The organism is Chryseobacterium sp., from assembly GCF_008014695.1.
Classification (GTDB): domain Bacteria; phylum Bacteroidota; class Bacteroidia; order Flavobacteriales; family Weeksellaceae; genus Kaistella.
In genome coordinates this window covers 434116-450262 of record NZ_VOXE01000004.1, presented here as the reverse complement: position 1 = coordinate 450262, position 16147 = coordinate 434116, and the positions used below count along the sequence as shown (strand labels likewise).

The window sequence follows — 16147 nt, the reverse complement described above, 5'->3', positions numbered from 1 at the left end:
ACCTTAAAGTTTTTCTTTTCTTTCATACGTTTGGAAACAGAAATTATATCCGTTTTTCTCGTCTTTTTCGTGACAGGATTCTTCAGTCTTCTGCCAGATTTTCCCATCGATTTTTGGGAAAAACACGTCTGCTGCAAGGGTCGCATCAACTTCGGTAACTGCAAGTCTGTCTACTAAATCTATTGTCTGTTCATAGATTTTTCCACCACCGATAATGAAAACTTCTTCGTCTATTTTTTTTGCAAATTTCAGGGCTTCCTTAACACTTCCTACGATCAGGATGCCTTCTTCGAACCAGTCTTTCTTGCGGCTTATGACAATATTGGTGCGGTTGGGCAGAGGTTTTCCGATGCTTTCATAGGTTTTTCTCCCCATAATAATCGGATGTCCTGTGGTCATTTCCTTAAAATATTTCAAGTCCTTCGGAAGATGCCAAAGCAACTGATTATCAGCTCCAATTTCATTGTTCTGTCCCATTGCCACTACAATCGTCGTCATTTTTCTTAAGTTTTCACAAATTTACTACATAATTTGTATATTTGATATCGAATTTAAACATTAAAAAAAGATAAACTATGAAAAACAGAGGTTGTATGAGCGCCGGAACCATCGGTATTGCGCTCCTTGTGATTGCCGCGATAATATTCTTCTGGGGCAAGAACGGATATAACAATTTTACGACAAAAGAACAGAACGTGAATACAAAATGGTCCAACGTGGAAACCGTTTACCAAAAACGAGCGAATCTGATTCCTAATTTGGAAAATACAGTGAAATCATATTCCCAGTTTGAGCAGGAGACTTTAACCAAAGTTATTGAAGCACGTTCAAAAGCCACCTCTATAAATGTAGATCCTACAAACATGACGGAAGCGGATATGGCAAAATTCCAGGCTGCACAGGGTCAGTTAACAGGTGCATTAAGCCGATTGATGGCTGTTGTGGAAAGTTATCCGAATCTCAAAGCAGATCAGCAGTACATCAACTTCCAGAGAGAATACACGGCGATTGAAAACAGCATCCGCAGCGAAACGGTTTATTATAATGAAGCCGCACAGGATTACAATACATCGATCAAAACTTTCCCGAACAATATTCTGGCGAATTTTACGAACTTTAAAGAGAAACCTTATTTCAAAGCAGCAGCAGGGGCTGAAAAAGCACCTGAAGTATTTACGAATTAATGAGTAATTACCTTACCAATATTCAAATGGCTTCCCTTGTGGAAGCCATTCAGTCGGCCGAAGACCATTCCACAGGAGAGATCAGGGTTCATCTGGATTCCTCTACCGACGGAAACAACGCAGAGATTGCCTTTGAAGTGTTCAAAAGACTTTGCAGGAATAAAACGGCTGAGAAAAATGCCGTGCTTTTTCATGTGAATTTTGACCAGCATTATCTGACGATTATTGGTGATGAAGGCATTCACGCAAAAGTGCACCAGAGTTTCTGGGACCGGATGCACGACCGCATTACGACGGAATTTTCGAAAGAAAACTATTTTGAAGGGCTGCGGAATGCCGTTCTGGAAACCGGTTTCGAACTCAAAAAACATTTCCCGGTATCGGGAGAAAATCCCAATGAACTGTCGAATGAGATTACCTTCTCTTAAATATATTTTTACGGTTTTCATCCTTGGCCTGAACCTTTGCGTTTACGCCCAGAATATCCCTAAAAAACCGGCAGTACTGTATCCGGTTTATGATCAGGCCGATCTTTTGACTGCAGACGAAGAAGAGCTGCTGAATCAGAAACTCATTAAATTTGCCGATTCGACATCTGCCGAAATCGAAGTCATTATTCTTCCTAATGCAGGTGGTGAAGATGTAAATTATCTGGCTACGATGTACGGCGAAAAATGGGGAATCGGAGAGAAGGAACAGGATGACGGAATTGTTTTTCTGATCGCTGTTGAAGACCGGAAGTTCGCTATACAGCAGGGACGGGGCGTTGAACGCTATCTTACCGCTTCAGTAGCCGGACAGATTCTGGATTATATTGTGACCCCGAATTTCAAGCAGGGACTTTATTACGAAGGAATAAACCGCGGAACTACTGCATTGATGGAAGTGGTTCAGGGAAAATTCAAACCTATTGCCAAAGAAACTTCTGATGAAGGCGGCTTAAGCATTTTCCAGCTTGTACTGATCGCTTTTGTAGTAATGATTATTTTGAGTTTTCTTTTCAAAAATAAAGGCGGCGGCGGAAATGGTGATGATGACGATGTGATCCTGTCACGACGTGGAAGACAAACTTTTCCGGGAGGATTTTTCCCTTTCCCGGGCAGTTTTGGAGGCGGTTTCGGTGGCGGTTTCGGCGGCGGATCCGGAGGAGGAGGCGGTGGCTTTGGTGGTTTCGGTGGCGGCGGAAGTTTCGGTGGCGGCGGTGCTTCCGGCGGATGGTAAAGGAAAAGTAAACATTTTTCAAATAAATTAAAATCAGTCATTTTTGGCTGATTTTTTTTAAAACCCCCACCCACTTATAGCCCGGATCGCAATGGAAATCCTTTTTTGAAAAAAAAGATTGTAATGAAGAGCCGGACTGACGGTGAAAGGAAGCCAAAAACCCTTTGCTCCTAAAATATTTTTTGTTATTTTTACTCAAATCCCGAAATTCTTGAAAAACACGCTTGTTATTTTTGCCCATCCCTATCTCGAATATTCATCGTCGAATGTGGAACTCATTAAATTTTATGAGAAAAAGCAGCATTTTACGTTCAGGGATTTGTATGAAGATTATCCGGATTTCCATATCGCAGCATTCCGCGAACGCAAGAGACTGACAGAATACGAAAGGATCATTTTTCATTTTCCCCTCATTTGGTTTGGCGTACCACCATTGCTGAAGCTATGGATTGATGAGGTTTTCGATATTAAATGGCTGACTGATGAAGAAAAAAACCCGATGAAAAAAATGGAAGCATTTATCCTGATTACCGCCGGAGGAAAAGAAGAATCCTTCACGAAGGAGGGTACTTACGGTAAAACAATTGAAGAAATGCTCACCGGCTTTCTTTTAAGTTTAAAAATAACCGGAATGAACGTTCATGAGGTCATGAAGGTGTTTGAAGCCGACACGCTCACAAAAAAAGATATGATCCACCAAAAACAGAAATTTCTGGAACTCTTAAATAACTAAAAATGGAAACATCTGTCGCAATGAACGCCTTGATCTTTCTTGGAGCAGCCATTATTATGGTTCCTCTGGTAAGGAAATTGGGGCTGAGTTCCGTAATCGGTTATATTTTGGGTGGTATTATCGTGGGTCCATTCGTCCTAAAACTCACCGGCAGGGATTCTGAAGATATAATGCACGCAACCGAATTTGGAGTGGTGATGCTGCTTTTTCTGGTGGGTTTGGAGCTGGAGCCGAAAAAATTCTGGGCGATCCGGAAAAAAATCCTCGGATTAGGGTTGAGCCAGATGCTGCTCACGATCGTAATTCTTTTCGGAATTTTTTATGTGGCCAAATGGAGACCGGATCAGGCTTTGGTGGCTGCGCTCTGTTTCGCCATGTCTTCTACGGCTATTGTTTTGCAGACGTTAAAGGAAAAAGACATTTATCGGACAGACGCGGGTCAGTCGTCTTTTTCGATCCTGCTTTTTCAGGATATGGCGGTCATCCCGATTCTGGCTTTGCTGCCGCTTCTGGCGAATCAAAAAGGGAGTGATGAAGCCCAGATTCTTCTGCAGTATCTTCCGGACTGGCTGCAGCCTTTTTCCATTATTTTCGGTGTTGCTTTGCTGATATTTCTAGGAAAATATATTTTTGTTCCGTTCCTGCGTTTTGTTTCCCGAACCGGCATGAATGAACTGCTTACTGCTTCCTCTTTGTTTTTGGTCATCGGAGTTTCTGAACTCATGGTTGCAGCAGGTTTAAGTGCGGCTTTAGGCGCTTTTCTTGCCGGTGTAATGCTGGCCAACAGCGAATTCCGCCACGAGCTTGAAAGTCAGATTGAACCATTCAAAGGTTTGCTTTTGGCGGTATTTTTTGTAAGCGTAGGTTCCACCATTAATTTTTATGTGATTCAAGAAGATCCCATCTTCATATTTACTACGGCATTTCTCGTTTTATTTGTGAAATTCGCGGTCCTTTTTGCGATCGGTAAGTTTTATAAAATGAAAATCGACCAGCGGTTCATCCTTGCGTTTGCACTTTCGCAGATTGGGGAATTTGCTTTTGTTTTAATCAGTTTCTCCACCAATATCTATCTGATAAGTCCACAGCTAAATGCACAACTTCTGGCCATTACCGCTATTACCATGTGTATTACGCCGCTCCTTTTTCTGGTGTATGAGAAATTTCTGGAGCCCAGATTTCAGAACAATTCCACTTCGGATGAAACCGATGAAATTGATCCTGTAAAAGAACAGAAGGTAATTATTGTCGGCTTTGGCCATTTTGGAAGTACTGTCGGAAGGCTGCTGCGGGCAAACCGAATTGAAGCAACTGTTCTTGACCATGACCCGGATCGGGTAAGTCTTTTACGGGAGAATGGCTTTAAAGTGTATTTCGGAGATGCCACAAAACCCGGAATACTGCGTTCTGCAGGCGCTGCAACGGCTGACTTGCTCGTGATTTGTCTGGATGATCCGGAAAAAAATAAATTCGTGATTGAGTATGCCCGTAAAAATTTCCCTCAGCTGAAGATTTTTGTACGCGCTAAAAACCGTTTGGATGCCTATGATTTTCTGAATAACGGTGTTGAAAATATCTACCGCGAAACATTAGGTACCGCGGTAGACATGGCGGTTGATGTTCTTCAGGCTACAGGAATGCGACGTTATGCAGCGCGCCGAATGGGCAACCGCTTTCTGATTATCGATAAGGCTTCCACCCGCAGACTTGCCAAGGAACAGAATAAGGAGCACGTAACGTTTACGATGAAACAGTCTCTGGAACTGGAAGCGCAGCTTCTGGCGGATGACAATATTTCCTTTGATGAAAACCGGTGGGCAGATATTGAGGATTAAATTTTGATCACAAGAGGCGGTCAGAAATTATTTTTTTGGTTTCCGTTTCAGCATTTTTTCTCCGAAATAATATACCACCAAAAATCCTATGATGAAAATCGAAAGGCGGGAAAGGATATCTCCCGTTCTGGAATAAAATGTGATTTTATCGTACAGATTTATTTTGGCGAAAAGCGCGGTTTTATCCAAATACAAGGTGTCTGCTAAAACATCTCCCTTGGCATCGATATGCGCCGAGATTCCGCTGTTTGCCGAACGTGCAATTTCCCGTCTTGTCTCGATCGCTCTGAGTTTTGCGTACGCCATTAGCTGCTCATGGCCCTGAGAAACGCCCCACCAGGAATCATTTGTCATAATCGCCAGGAAATTGGCGCCTTTTTTAACATAATCACCAACAAATTCGCCGTAAATGCTTTCGTAACAGATGATCGGAGCCAGTTTTCCTTTATTGTATGGATTGGAGAAAACTTTTCTTTCTTTATCGATTCCAAGTGACGTATTGGTTCCTCCTAAATCAAGCATTGCATTTCCCAAAACAGGTTTCAGCACCCTGATGTAAGGGAAAATTTCCACGCCGGGAACAAGTTTCGCTTTGTGGTACACTTCAATTTTTTGGTTCGGGATGATCTGTACTGCAGAATTATAGCTGTCGACAAAAGTTCCGTCTGAAAGCTGATAAGCAGTTTCAGATTTTTCGCCGGGGTTGCGGTAAAATTTATGAGAAGAAATTCCCGTGGCGAAAACTGATTTCGGGTGTTTTGCCAGAAAACCTTTCACGGTATTCAAAAGCAGACTTTGTTCAAAACCTGTTTCAGAAATCGAGCCGAAGCCCGGAATTGAAGTTTCAGGCCCAATGTAATAGTCAATCTGACCTTTCGAATTTTCTTCTGCCAGTTGCAGAAGATCATTCAGAATCGTAAGGCTGTCTTTTGAATATTTCTCGGTGTAAGGATCGAGTTCCGGCTGAAGAAGCAGAACATTTACCGTACCGATCGGTTTTTCGTCAAAAGTATGGTATTGAATAAGTGAAATCAGCATCGGAACACCAATCAGACCCAATAAAATGGCAACATTTTTAAGCAGAGCCTTCTGTTTTCTGCCGGCTTCCCAAATTCGTAAAGTATAGAATGCAAAAACATTCACGATCAGGATCCAGAAACTTCCGCCGGTCGACCCGAAAGTGTCGTACCATTGGATGAGTTTGGGATAATCAGCGAAAACATTCCCGAAATTCAGCCAAGGCCAGGTCAGTTCCCAGCTCAGGTGGAGTTTTTCAAAACACATCCAGATGGCTACAAAAAAAACAAGCCCGAAATAGGTTCCTGCCGCGTTTTTATACCAGTGATAAAGCTGGAATGTGAAGGCCATCAGAAGAGCATTCACCAAAACCGGTACTACCACGGCGAAAAGCGAATGAGTTCCGTCAGGATTCATGGAATTGTAGAGCCAGCCAGTGGTCACAATGTTCCAGATGATAAAGGTTAGATAAGAAATCCCGAAAACCATCGACCCTTTCCGCTTGAATTTCGAAAATTTCGAGATTTGGTGTTCCACCATCAGTAACGGAACCAGCGCAAAAAATATAAGGAAAGGAATGCCGTAAGTGGGCCAGGAAATGCTGAGTAAAACTGCGGAAATTAAAGCCGGAACCAGGTATTTCATAAGGAAAATTAAAGGGCAAATTTACTTCAAAATATGTGAAGGCAAACATGCGGCCAAACAAAAAATGATTAAATTATTCTTAATTAAGATTATCTGCTCAGTTCTTCCGACCGTTTTTCCGCGGCCAGAATCCCTTTGCGCAAGATCCCTTTCAGACCATTGTCGTCGAAGGTTTTCAAAGCCGCTTCTGTAGTTCCTCCTTTTGAAGCCACGTCGCTGATGAGCTGTTCCAGATTTTTTTCGGAATTATTCATAAGGTGATACGCGCCCAACATGGTTTGCTTGACAAAAAGTTTTGCCATGTTTTCTTCGATGCCCATTTCGGTTCCGGCTTTTATCATTGCATCAACAATATAATAAAAATACGCTGGGCCGCTTCCGGAAAGCGCGGTAACACCGTCCAGAATGTTTTCGTCTTCCATGTAAACGGAGCGTCCTGTGGAGTTCAGAAATCTTTCGATCTGCATCAGTTCACTGAAAGAAATTCCTTCTGCGGCAGTGTAGCCGGTAATTCCCATCCCTAAAAGCGAAGGCGAATTCGGCATTGCGCGGACTACTTTCTGATGACCGAAAAGTCTCTGAATTTTTTCGATTTTAATTCCGGCCATGATCGAAAGGAGCATCTGTTTCTCGTTGAATCGGGGAATGTGTTTCGCAACAAAAGCAAAATCCTGCGGTTTCACGGCAATAATGACCAGATCGGCATCCAGTTCCGTAATTTCATCGAAAGCGGTAATCTTTGACCCAGGGAATTCCTGCGTAAGTTTTGCGATTTTGTCTTTATTTCTGGTGATGAGGTGAAGATTTTCAACTTTTATCAGTTCATATTTCAAAAAAGATTTTGAAAATGAGATCCCCATATTTCCTGCTCCTAATACTGCTATTTTCATTTGTTTGATTTAAGAAATCTATTTTCCAAAGATAGTTGATTTTAGATCTGCGGATGATGGATATCGAGTGCTCCACATCCGACATGATAAATTTATTTACTAATTTTAGAGATAGTAAGTGATTTATATTGCCCAAATTCCTTAACGATAATCAATTTAAAAATGAAAGGCCTGTATTTTCAAAAAGGAATCTTGTTCTTTTCCTTTTTCCTTTCGGTTTTTGTCAACGGTCAGGTTTTTATTAGAGATTCTGACCAAAAAGTATTGGATTCTATTCCGATGTTGCATCAAGGAAAGCAAGTGGTTCTGAAGAAATCAAATTTTAATGATTATCATTCGGCAGAAGCTGACAAAGTCATTTTTGGCGACAAATTAGTTGATTTTTATATCCACCAGGACACTTTAATTTTTTTTGATAAAGTAAAAGAAATTGAGTCTGTAGAACTTTTCAGAATCAATACCAAAAGCAGGAAGGAAAAAAATATTAAAAGCCGTAAAAACGGTGCAGCCCTCTCTGAATTTTTTCTTCGGCAGCAGGTGGCCACCTTCGTTAAAATCAACTCCACAAAAAAAACGTTTATTAAATCAATTACGGTATTTCCTGAAATTCTTGGAAACCCGAAAGGTATTTTACAAATTCAAATTGTTCCAAATATAAATGGTGTTCCTGACTTGAACGCACCGATTCTTACTTTTGATAAAAATCTTGATGAGGTAAGCTTGAAGAAGTGGGAAATTAGATTACCAAGAATTATTAAATATCCACAAAACGGATTTTTTCTGGTGTTTTATTTGAAAAGCGGTGAAAAACAGAACATTACTTTGAGATTGAATAAGGATTCAGAGATGCTTTTTTACTATCCGCAATCCCAGGAATGGAAAAGTTTGAACTTTAATGGATACCAGTTCCAAATAAAAGTTCTTCAGTAAATTCCACATCATTTAAATGATATTCACCTCCCTTTCCAATTCAATCCCGAATTTATCTTTCACCGAATCAATAATCATCGTTGAAAATTCATAAATCTCTTTCCCGGAAGCGTTTCCGGTTTTGTTAACAATGACGAGTGCCTGAAGTTCGTGAGAAGCTACATTTCCAATCTGTTTTCCCTTCCAGCCGCACTGTTCGATGAGCCAGCCGGCAGGAACTTTGACCCAATTTCCGTTCGGATAGTTAGGCATTTCCGGAAATTTTTTCTGAACTTTCAGAAACTGTTCCAGAGGAATGGTAGGGTTTTTAAAAAAACTTCCGGCATTCCCAATGACTTTCGGATCGGGAAGTTTACTCTGGCGGATATTGATGACCGCTTTTGAAACCTCCTGAATGGTGGGATTTGCAATGCTGAGTTTCTCAAGTTCCGATTTGATGGCACCGTAGTCGGTTCTGACGGTATGGTTTTTTGAAGTAAGCTTAAACGCCACCTCAAGAATGACGTATTTCCCTTTTCCTTCCTGCTTGAAAATGGAGTCGCGGTAACCGAAACGGCATTTTTCTTTGTCAAAGACTTCCACTTCCAAATTTTCAAGATTCAATACTTTGCAACTCACGAAAGTATCTTTGATTTCTGTTCCGTACGCACCGATGTTCTGCATGGGTGAAGTTCCCACATTTCCCGGAATCAGCGACAGATTCTCGAGTCCGCCGTAATTTTTGGTGAGGCAGAACTGCACGAACTTATGCCAGTTTTCACCGGCTTTTGCCTTGACCAGAACATGATTTTCATCCAGAATTTCTTCAGAAATCCCTTTTAAATGGAGTTGAATGACCAAACCGTCGAAATCTTTCGTGAAAAGAATATTGCTTCCGCCGCCCAAAAAAAGGAGTGGGAGGGTCGAAGTGTTATCATTTTTGAGGATTTCAACAAGTTCTTCCACCGAAGATACCTCCGCAAAATATTTTGCAGAAACATTAACGCCAAAAGTATTGTAATTTTTTAATGGGAAATTTTCCTGGATCGTCATTGCGGTTTATTGATTGATTATTCCGGCTGAAGCTGGGCCTAAAATCAGAAAACGGGCAAAAGCCCGTTTCTGGTAAAATTACAAGCTAAACTCAATTCTGTATTTCTGAAGCGCGTCATTCAGCAGTTCAACACTTCGTCTTAAATCTGCTTCTTTCAGGACATAAGCAATACGCACCTGTTTTTTGCCGAGTTCCGGATTGCTGTAAAAACCGCCTGCCGGGGCGATCATCACCGTTTCTTTGTTGTGTGAATAATGTTCCAGAAGCCACTGTGCGAATTTCTCGGTATCATCTACCGGAAGTTCGGCAACGCAGTAAAACGCACCTTTCGGTTTCGGACAGATCACGCCCGGAATTCCGTTCAGTAAATCCACCAAGACATTTCTGCGGTGGGTATATTCTTCGCGCACTTTTAAAATATAAGCGGTATCATTCTGATGTGCGGCTGCGGCGGCAATCTGTCCTAAAAGAACCGGAGAAAGCCTTGCCTGAGCAAAAAGCATGGCAGCATCATGAATTGTTTTCGAACGGGTAATCAGGCAGCCGATTCTTGCGCCGCACATGGAATATCTTTTCGATTCTGAATCGATGACGATGCAGTTTTCGGCAATTTCAGGAAATTCGAACATCGAAATCTGCTGTTTCCCGTCGTACACATATTCGCGGTACACTTCATCAGAAATAATCACGATGTCATGTTTCAAGGCGATGTCTGCAAGTTGCTGAAGTTCTTCACGTGTGTAAAGGTAACCGGTTGGGTTTCCCGGATTGCAGATGATGATGGCGCGTGTTTTCGGTGTTATTTTTTTCTCGAATTCTTCAATTGGAGGAAGTGCAAAACCTGTATCGATTGTTGACGGAACTGCTACAACCTTTACATTGAATGTATTGGTAAAACCATTGTAATTGGCATAGTACGGCTCAGGAATAATGACTTCATCGCCGTCATCACAAAGCGTGGAAATCGCAAAGTTAAGCGCCTCAGAACCACCGTTGGTCACGATGAAATCATCAGTTGTCAGATCCGAAAATCCAAGGGAATGGTAATAGTCTTTCAGTGCCGTTCTGTATTCCAGATTTCCTTCAGAAAGTGCATATTCAAGAACTTTAAGGTCGATGTTCTTGAGCGCATTCATTGCCGTTTCAGGAGTCTCAATGTCGGGCTGCCCTATGTTGAGGTGATATACTTTCACTCCTCTCTGTTTTGCCTGAATGGCATAAGGAACGAGTTTTCTTACAGGTGAAGCAGGCATATGGGCTGCTCTGTGTGAAATTTTCGGCATTTTTTTGAAATTTTTACAAATTTAGGGATTTTTGAGGAATCAAACCATTTAAAAGAGCGCGTCTGACCTGAATTTATTGACGTAAAATGAAGAAGCCGGAGAATTTCTCCGGCTTCATAAAAAAATTGATAATTAAATTCTATCAATATCAGCTCCCAAAGCTTTCAGTCGGCCGTCGATATTTTCATAGCCGCGGTCGATCTGTTCGATATTATGAATGACTGATTTTCCTTCTGCAGAAAGTGCTGCGATGAGCAGGGCATTTCCCGCCCTGATGTCGGGCGATATCATCGTCGTCCCGCGAAGAGGCGATTCGTGATTCAGACCAACCACCGTTGCGCGGTGTGGATCGCAAAGGATAATCTGCGCGCCCATATCAATGAGTTTATCAACAAAGAATAAACGCGATTCAAACATTTTCTGGTGAACGAGTAATGTCCCTTTCGCCTGGGTAGCCACCACGAGAATGATAGAAAGTAAATCTGGTGTAAATCCCGGCCAGGGCGCATCAGAAACGGTAAGAATAGAACCGTCGATAAATTTCTGAATTTTATACTGTTCCTGAGCAGGAATCATAATATCGTCACCACTCTGTTCCAGCTGAATTCCCAGTTTCCTGAACGTGTTCGGAATGACCCCTAGTTGATTCCAGTTCACATTTTTAATGGTCATTGCAGATTTCGTCATCGCCGCAAGGCCAATCCAGGAGCCAATTTCCACCATATCCGGAAGCATCGTATGTTCGGTGCCCTGCAAAGAGGTAACGCCTTCGACCGTTAAGAAATTGGAGCCGATTCCCGAAATTTTTGCGCCCATTCTGTTGAGCATATCGCAAAGCTGCTGAAGATAAGGTTCGCAGGCTGCATTGTAAATTTTTGTCGTTCCTTTTGCTAAAACAGCCGCCATTACAATATTCGCGGTTCCAGTGACAGAAGCTTCATCGAGCAGAATGTATTTTCCGCGAAGTTCCTTTGCTTTCAACGAATAGAAAAATTTGTTTTCGTCGTACTGAAATTCGGCGCCGAGTTCCACGAAACCGTGAAAATGGGTATCAAGACGCCTTCTTCCGATTTTGTCGCCACCCGGAGTTGGCATATATGCTTCTCCAAACCGCGCAAGCATCGGACCTAAAAGCATAATGGAACCGCGGAGTTTTGAGCCGTCTTCTTTAAAATCATCCGATTTTATGTACTCGAAATTAATTTCATCGGCTTTGAACGTGTAATCGCCGTGAGCGTTTTTGGTGACTTTAACACCGAAATCGCCCAGGATTTCAATCAGCCTGTTGACGTCCTGAATATCGGGAATGTTCTTTATCCGGACTTCATGGTCGGTTAAAAGGACCGCACATAAAATCTGAAGCGCCTCATTTTTTGCACCCTGCGGAGTGATTTCTCCGTGTAACTGTTTTCCGCCTCTTATCTGAAATGAACCGCTCATTATTACTTATTTCTGTTTTTTGGGTTGCTGTTGTAATTGCGTCTTTTATTCTGTGGATTATTCTGACTGCTGCTCTGGTTTCTACCGTTGTTTTTGGTGTTTCTGTTGGCAGAATAGTAGATTTTGCTTTTATCCAGCGAATCAATGCCTGTTAAATCGAGTCTTTCTCCGGACAGTTCCTTTAAATGTCTGAAAATAACGTCGTCCTGCACGTGTTCCTTGTTATAAACATTGTAGGATTTTTTCATGTTATTGGCAATCACCTGAATAAGTGCATCTTTTTCATCGCCTTCTTCGAGTTCTATGGCCATATCGATGAGCTGAAGGATGCTTTTCCCGTAAAATTTGTAGTCACCTTGAAGTTTCGGATATTCCATTCGCTTCGGCTTTTCTCTAAGTTCTTCTATGGTAGGGAATGGATAGGGAGCATCTACATCCAGATCATAGTTCGAAAGGATGAAAAGATGGTCCCAAAGTTTATGTTTGTAGTTTTCCTCGTCGCGCAACTGGGGATTTCTCTGGCCCATGAAATCGATGATGCCTTTGGCCATTTCATTGCGTTCTTCTTTTGTTGCAAGTTCTTTGCAGTGTTCCACGAGTTTCTGTATGATTCTTCCGTATTCCGGTAAATTGAGATGATTTCTGTCGGTGTTGTATTCCATAGCTGCAAATATAAGATTTTGGGTTGGATTTTTCCGGAAGGTGAATTCCGTGCAGGGTGTTGTAAGAATTTGTTTTTGTTTGGAATTTCGGCGGCGGCGAAGCCGCCGCCGAAAAAGAGTTACTGCATTAAATTTAAATATTTTTTAATTCAAGAGCCTTTTTCTATAAATTTGTGTCTTTCCTGCTCGGTAGGGAGTCTGCATGTTTCAGGGGAAATTTGTTTTCTGTTCTTTGCTACCAAATCATAAATCTGATCCGAGAAAAACCTCGGGAAAATATTCAGTTTTGCTAAAAAACCGCAGGTACCTCCTAAAATCTTCGCGATTTTTAATACCGCTTCCGATTTTACCAAATAATAAGAATCAGGCTTCCACAAATATAGAGTGTTGAACTGCTTTTGCTCCAGTCCTCTCTCTTTCAGGAACTGTTGTCCGAAATCTGACTGAAGTGCAGAAAAAAGAAATTCGTCTTTTTTATCTTTTTCAAGGATCCACTGTACCCACTGATTGCAGAAACCGCAGTCGCCGTCAAAAAAGATATAATATTTCGAAAGATCTGTCAATTTAATCTTTTTCGCTTTGTTCAACAGGTAGATTATTGGCCATTCTGGTTTCTGTTGCAAGTTTTTTGAAATAAGATATCATTTCAGCATACTGTGCGTCGGTAAATTTGGCTTCAGGATGCCCAAGAACATAAGATTCCAGCGGCATTTCCCTTTTCTCCAGCATTTCCACCGCTTCATCGAGTTTATGAGCCTGTCTCTTGGGTTCATATGTGGCGAAAGTGGAAAAATTAAGATGGCTTCTGCCTTCTTCAATATGATTCTGCAGAAACCAGGCAAGAGGCTGAACATTAGAATACCACGGATATTTGGATTCGTTGCTGTGACAGTCGTAACAGCCTGCTCTGATGAGCTTGGCAGTGCTCTGCGGCGTGTTTTTAATGGTCAAAAAATCCATTTTTGGAGTGCTTGGCGGATTTGTTTTATCGATTCGGAAAAACTGAATAATCACGAAAATAACCAACAGAACAACTAAGACTTTTTTCATATTTGAAATTTCAGGTGAATTTACAAAATTTAAGCGATCCAAAGGTAATTTTGTGGCTCATTTCGCCTTTCCATAAGTAACCGGTTTAGTTTGCGGCAAAAAGCCTATCTTTGCAAAAATTTTTGGGCTTCAAAAGTTGAAGTAACCCATTAATAATTACATTATTAAACAAAATTTGATGAGCAATATCGTTGCAATCGTTGGGCGCCCCAACGTAGGAAAATCGACCCTTTTTAACCGTTTTCTCGAAAGAAGAGAAGCCATTGTAGACTCCACTTCAGGGGTTACAAGAGACCGCCATTACGGCAAATCCGACTGGAATGGTGTGGAATTCACCGTGATTGATACCGGTGGCTATGAAGTAAATACCGAAGATGTCTTTCAGGAAGAAATTTCAAAACAGGTTCAGCTCGCCATCGATGAGGCTACCTCTATTATTTTCATGCTGAATGTGGAAGAAGGCCTGACTGATACCGACCAGGAAATTTTCGAAATGCTTCGCCGTTCCAACAAACCCATTTATGTAACCATCAACAAAGTGGATTCAGCAAAAGAAGAACTTGCCGCCACCGAATTTTACCAGTTGGGAATCGAAAAATATTTCACGCTTTCTTCGGCAACCGGTTCCGGAACAGGAGAATTGCTGGATGATATCGTAAATGAATTCCCTACAACCGATTATAAAGATCCTTTTGAAGGCCTGCCAAAAATTACGATCGCTGGAAGACCGAATGTGGGGAAATCTACTTTAACCAACGCGCTTCTTGATAAAGAACAAAATATCGTAACCGATGTTGCGGGAACTACAAGAGATTCCATTCAGACGTTGTACAATAAGTTCGGACATGAATTTGTTTTGGTCGATACAGCGGGAATGCGCCGTAAAGCCAAAGTAAAGGAAGATCTTGAATTTTATTCCGTGATGCGTTCCATCCGTTCCATCGAATATTCAGATGTGGTCATCATTATGGTGGATGCCACTTTGGGTTGGGAATCTCAGGACATGAATATTTTCGGTTTGGCACAGAAAAACAGAAAAGGCATTGTAATCGTGGTGAACAAGTGGGATTTGGTTGAAGATAAACACACCAATACCACCCGTGATTTCGAAAATCAGATCAAAGATAAAATCGGACAGTTTACCGATATTCCGATTCTTTTCATCTCCGCTTTAACGAAACAGAGAATTCTGAAATCGGTAGAAGTGGCAATGGAAGTCTATGAAAACAGGGCTAAGAAAATCAAGACCTCAAAACTGAACGAAGTAATGCTTCCGGTTTTCGAACACACGCCGCCGCCTGCAATTAAAGGGAAATATGTGAAAATAAAATACTGCGTCCAGCTCCCGACTCCGAGTCCGCAGTTTGTATTCTTCTGCAACCTTCCGCAGTATGTGAAGGAAGCGTACAAAAGGTTTACCGAAAACCAGCTGCGCAAGCAGTTCGGCTTTACCGGAGTACCGATTGAAGTCTACTTCCGCCAGAAATAAAACATCAGCCTTTCAGATTTTTCTGAAAGGCTTTTTTTTGAAATATTTTTTTAACGAACTTTGCCTCATATTAACTGCTATGATTACCGTTTTATCTGATAATTTTTCCCTGATCAATACCTGGATCAACGAACTTCGAAATGTAGAACTGCAGAACGACCGCATGAAGTTCCGCAGAAATATGGAAAGAATCGGCGAGATTGCCGCTTTCGAGATCAGCAAAGGCCTGGAACAGAAAGAAATTGAAATTACGACACCTCTTGACAAACTGAAAGTAAAGGAAATTGCCGTTCAGCCGGTTATTACAACGATTTTAAGAGCTGGGGTTCCGTTGTTTCAGGGAATTTTAAACTATCTCGATAAAGCAGACTGCGGTTTTGTGGCAGCGTACAGACAGCACGACGCAAACGACTATTTCTCCATCAAACAGGATTATTTAACATGTCCGAATATCGACGGACGACCTTTAATTGTTGCGGACCCGATGTTGGCGACCGGCGCAAGTCTGATTGAGGCCATTAAAGACCTGCTGAATCATGGAAAACCCACTCAACTTCACATTGTCGCCGCAATAGCTTCCCGGCAGGGGGTAGAAACAATACGGGCTGCCTATCCTGAAGCCAAAATTTGGGTTGGAGTCATTGATGAAAATCTGACGTCAAAAGGCTATATCAGTCCGGGGTTGGGCGATGCAGGAGATCTCAGTTACGGCGAAAAACTTCAGCGGTAAGCTCC

The 16147-nt window shown here is 41.8% G+C and carries 17 protein-coding genes; 8 read left to right on the top strand and 9 right to left on the bottom strand.

Annotation, left to right across the window (positions count from 1 at the left end):
* Nucleotides 1-3 precede the first annotated feature (3 nt).
* Complete coding sequence (locus FUA25_RS13045; protein ID WP_147757351.1) at nt 4-498, bottom strand: dihydrofolate reductase; 495 nt, start codon at nt 496-498, stop codon at nt 4-6.
* A 77-nt stretch (nt 499-575) separates the two neighbouring features.
* On the opposite strand from FUA25_RS13045, the gene FUA25_RS13040 reads away from it, so the two are divergent.
* From FUA25_RS13040 to FUA25_RS13020, 5 genes are all read left to right on the top strand, one after another.
* Nucleotides 576-1184, top strand: coding sequence for a LemA family protein (locus FUA25_RS13040; protein WP_147757350.1), 609 nt, complete (start codon nt 576-578; stop codon nt 1182-1184).
* Nucleotides 1184-1612, top strand: coding sequence for a TPM domain-containing protein (locus FUA25_RS13035; protein WP_147757349.1), 429 nt, complete (start codon nt 1184-1186; stop codon nt 1610-1612). The genes FUA25_RS13040 and FUA25_RS13035 overlap by 1 nt, the downstream gene beginning before the upstream one ends.
* Nucleotides 1593-2405 carry a TPM domain-containing protein gene (locus tag FUA25_RS13030; protein ID WP_147757348.1) on the top strand — a complete coding sequence of 271 codons (813 nt, stop codon included), beginning with the start codon at nt 1593-1595 and terminating at the stop codon, nt 2403-2405. The genes FUA25_RS13035 and FUA25_RS13030 overlap by 20 nt, the downstream gene beginning before the upstream one ends.
* A 211-nt stretch (nt 2406-2616) precedes the next feature.
* A complete protein-coding gene (locus tag FUA25_RS13025) occupies nt 2617-3138 on the top strand; it encodes an NAD(P)H-dependent oxidoreductase (protein ID WP_147757347.1) in 522 nt (173 codons plus the stop codon).
* Nucleotides 3139-3140: 2 nt separating this feature from the next.
* Nucleotides 3141-4973, top strand: a complete 1833-nt coding sequence (locus tag FUA25_RS13020) for a monovalent cation:proton antiporter-2 (CPA2) family protein (RefSeq protein WP_147757346.1) — start codon at nt 3141-3143, stop codon at nt 4971-4973.
* A 27-nt stretch (nt 4974-5000) separates the two neighbouring features.
* On the opposite strand, the gene lnt is transcribed toward FUA25_RS13020, so the two are convergent.
* A complete protein-coding gene (gene lnt / locus FUA25_RS13015) occupies nt 5001-6635 on the bottom strand; it encodes an apolipoprotein N-acyltransferase (protein WP_147757345.1) in 1635 nt (544 codons plus the stop codon).
* An 89-nt stretch (nt 6636-6724) separates the two neighbouring features.
* Nucleotides 6725-7525 (bottom strand): pyrroline-5-carboxylate reductase, encoded by an 801-nt coding sequence (gene proC, locus FUA25_RS13010; protein ID WP_147757344.1) that lies wholly within the window; start codon nt 7523-7525, stop codon nt 6725-6727.
* Between the two features lie 162 nt (nt 7526-7687).
* On the opposite strand from proC, the gene FUA25_RS13005 reads away from it, so the two are divergent.
* The gene (locus FUA25_RS13005; RefSeq protein WP_147757343.1) at nt 7688-8455 is read left to right on the top strand and encodes a hypothetical protein; all 768 of its coding nucleotides are present in this window, start codon (nt 7688-7690) and stop codon (nt 8453-8455) included.
* Between the two features lie 12 nt (nt 8456-8467).
* Here the strand turns inward: FUA25_RS13005 and murB are convergent, their stop codons facing one another.
* From murB to FUA25_RS12975, 6 genes are all read right to left on the bottom strand, one after another.
* Nucleotides 8468-9487, bottom strand: coding sequence for a UDP-N-acetylmuramate dehydrogenase (gene murB, locus FUA25_RS13000; RefSeq protein WP_147757342.1), 1020 nt, complete (start codon nt 9485-9487; stop codon nt 8468-8470).
* Between the two features lie 78 nt (nt 9488-9565).
* A complete protein-coding gene (locus FUA25_RS12995) occupies nt 9566-10771 on the bottom strand; it encodes a pyridoxal phosphate-dependent aminotransferase (RefSeq protein ID WP_147757341.1) in 1206 nt (401 codons plus the stop codon).
* Nucleotides 10772-10903: 132 nt separating this feature from the next.
* On the bottom strand, nt 10904-12211 hold the full coding sequence (gene murA, locus FUA25_RS12990; protein WP_147757340.1) for a UDP-N-acetylglucosamine 1-carboxyvinyltransferase: 1308 nt from the start codon (nt 12209-12211) through the stop codon (nt 10904-10906).
* 2 nt (nt 12212-12213) lie between these two features.
* Nucleotides 12214-12873 (bottom strand): DUF4290 domain-containing protein, encoded by a 660-nt coding sequence (locus tag FUA25_RS12985; RefSeq protein WP_147757339.1) that lies wholly within the window; start codon nt 12871-12873, stop codon nt 12214-12216.
* Nucleotides 12874-13022: 149 nt separating this feature from the next.
* On the bottom strand, nt 13023-13436 hold the full coding sequence (locus FUA25_RS12980) for a thiol-disulfide oxidoreductase DCC family protein (RefSeq protein ID WP_147757338.1): 414 nt from the start codon (nt 13434-13436) through the stop codon (nt 13023-13025).
* 1 nt (nt 13437) lies between these two features.
* On the bottom strand, nt 13438-13923 hold the full coding sequence (locus FUA25_RS12975; protein ID WP_147757337.1) for a heme-binding domain-containing protein: 486 nt from the start codon (nt 13921-13923) through the stop codon (nt 13438-13440).
* A 178-nt stretch (nt 13924-14101) separates the two neighbouring features.
* On the opposite strand from FUA25_RS12975, the gene der reads away from it, so the two are divergent.
* Both der and upp read left to right on the top strand, forming a co-directional pair.
* A complete protein-coding gene (gene der, locus FUA25_RS12970; RefSeq protein ID WP_147757336.1) occupies nt 14102-15412 on the top strand; it encodes a ribosome biogenesis GTPase Der in 1311 nt (436 codons plus the stop codon).
* 79 nt (nt 15413-15491) lie between these two features.
* Nucleotides 15492-16142, top strand: a complete 651-nt coding sequence (upp, locus tag FUA25_RS12965; protein WP_147757335.1) for a uracil phosphoribosyltransferase — start codon at nt 15492-15494, stop codon at nt 16140-16142.
* The last annotated feature ends 5 nt before the right edge of the window (nt 16143-16147 follow it).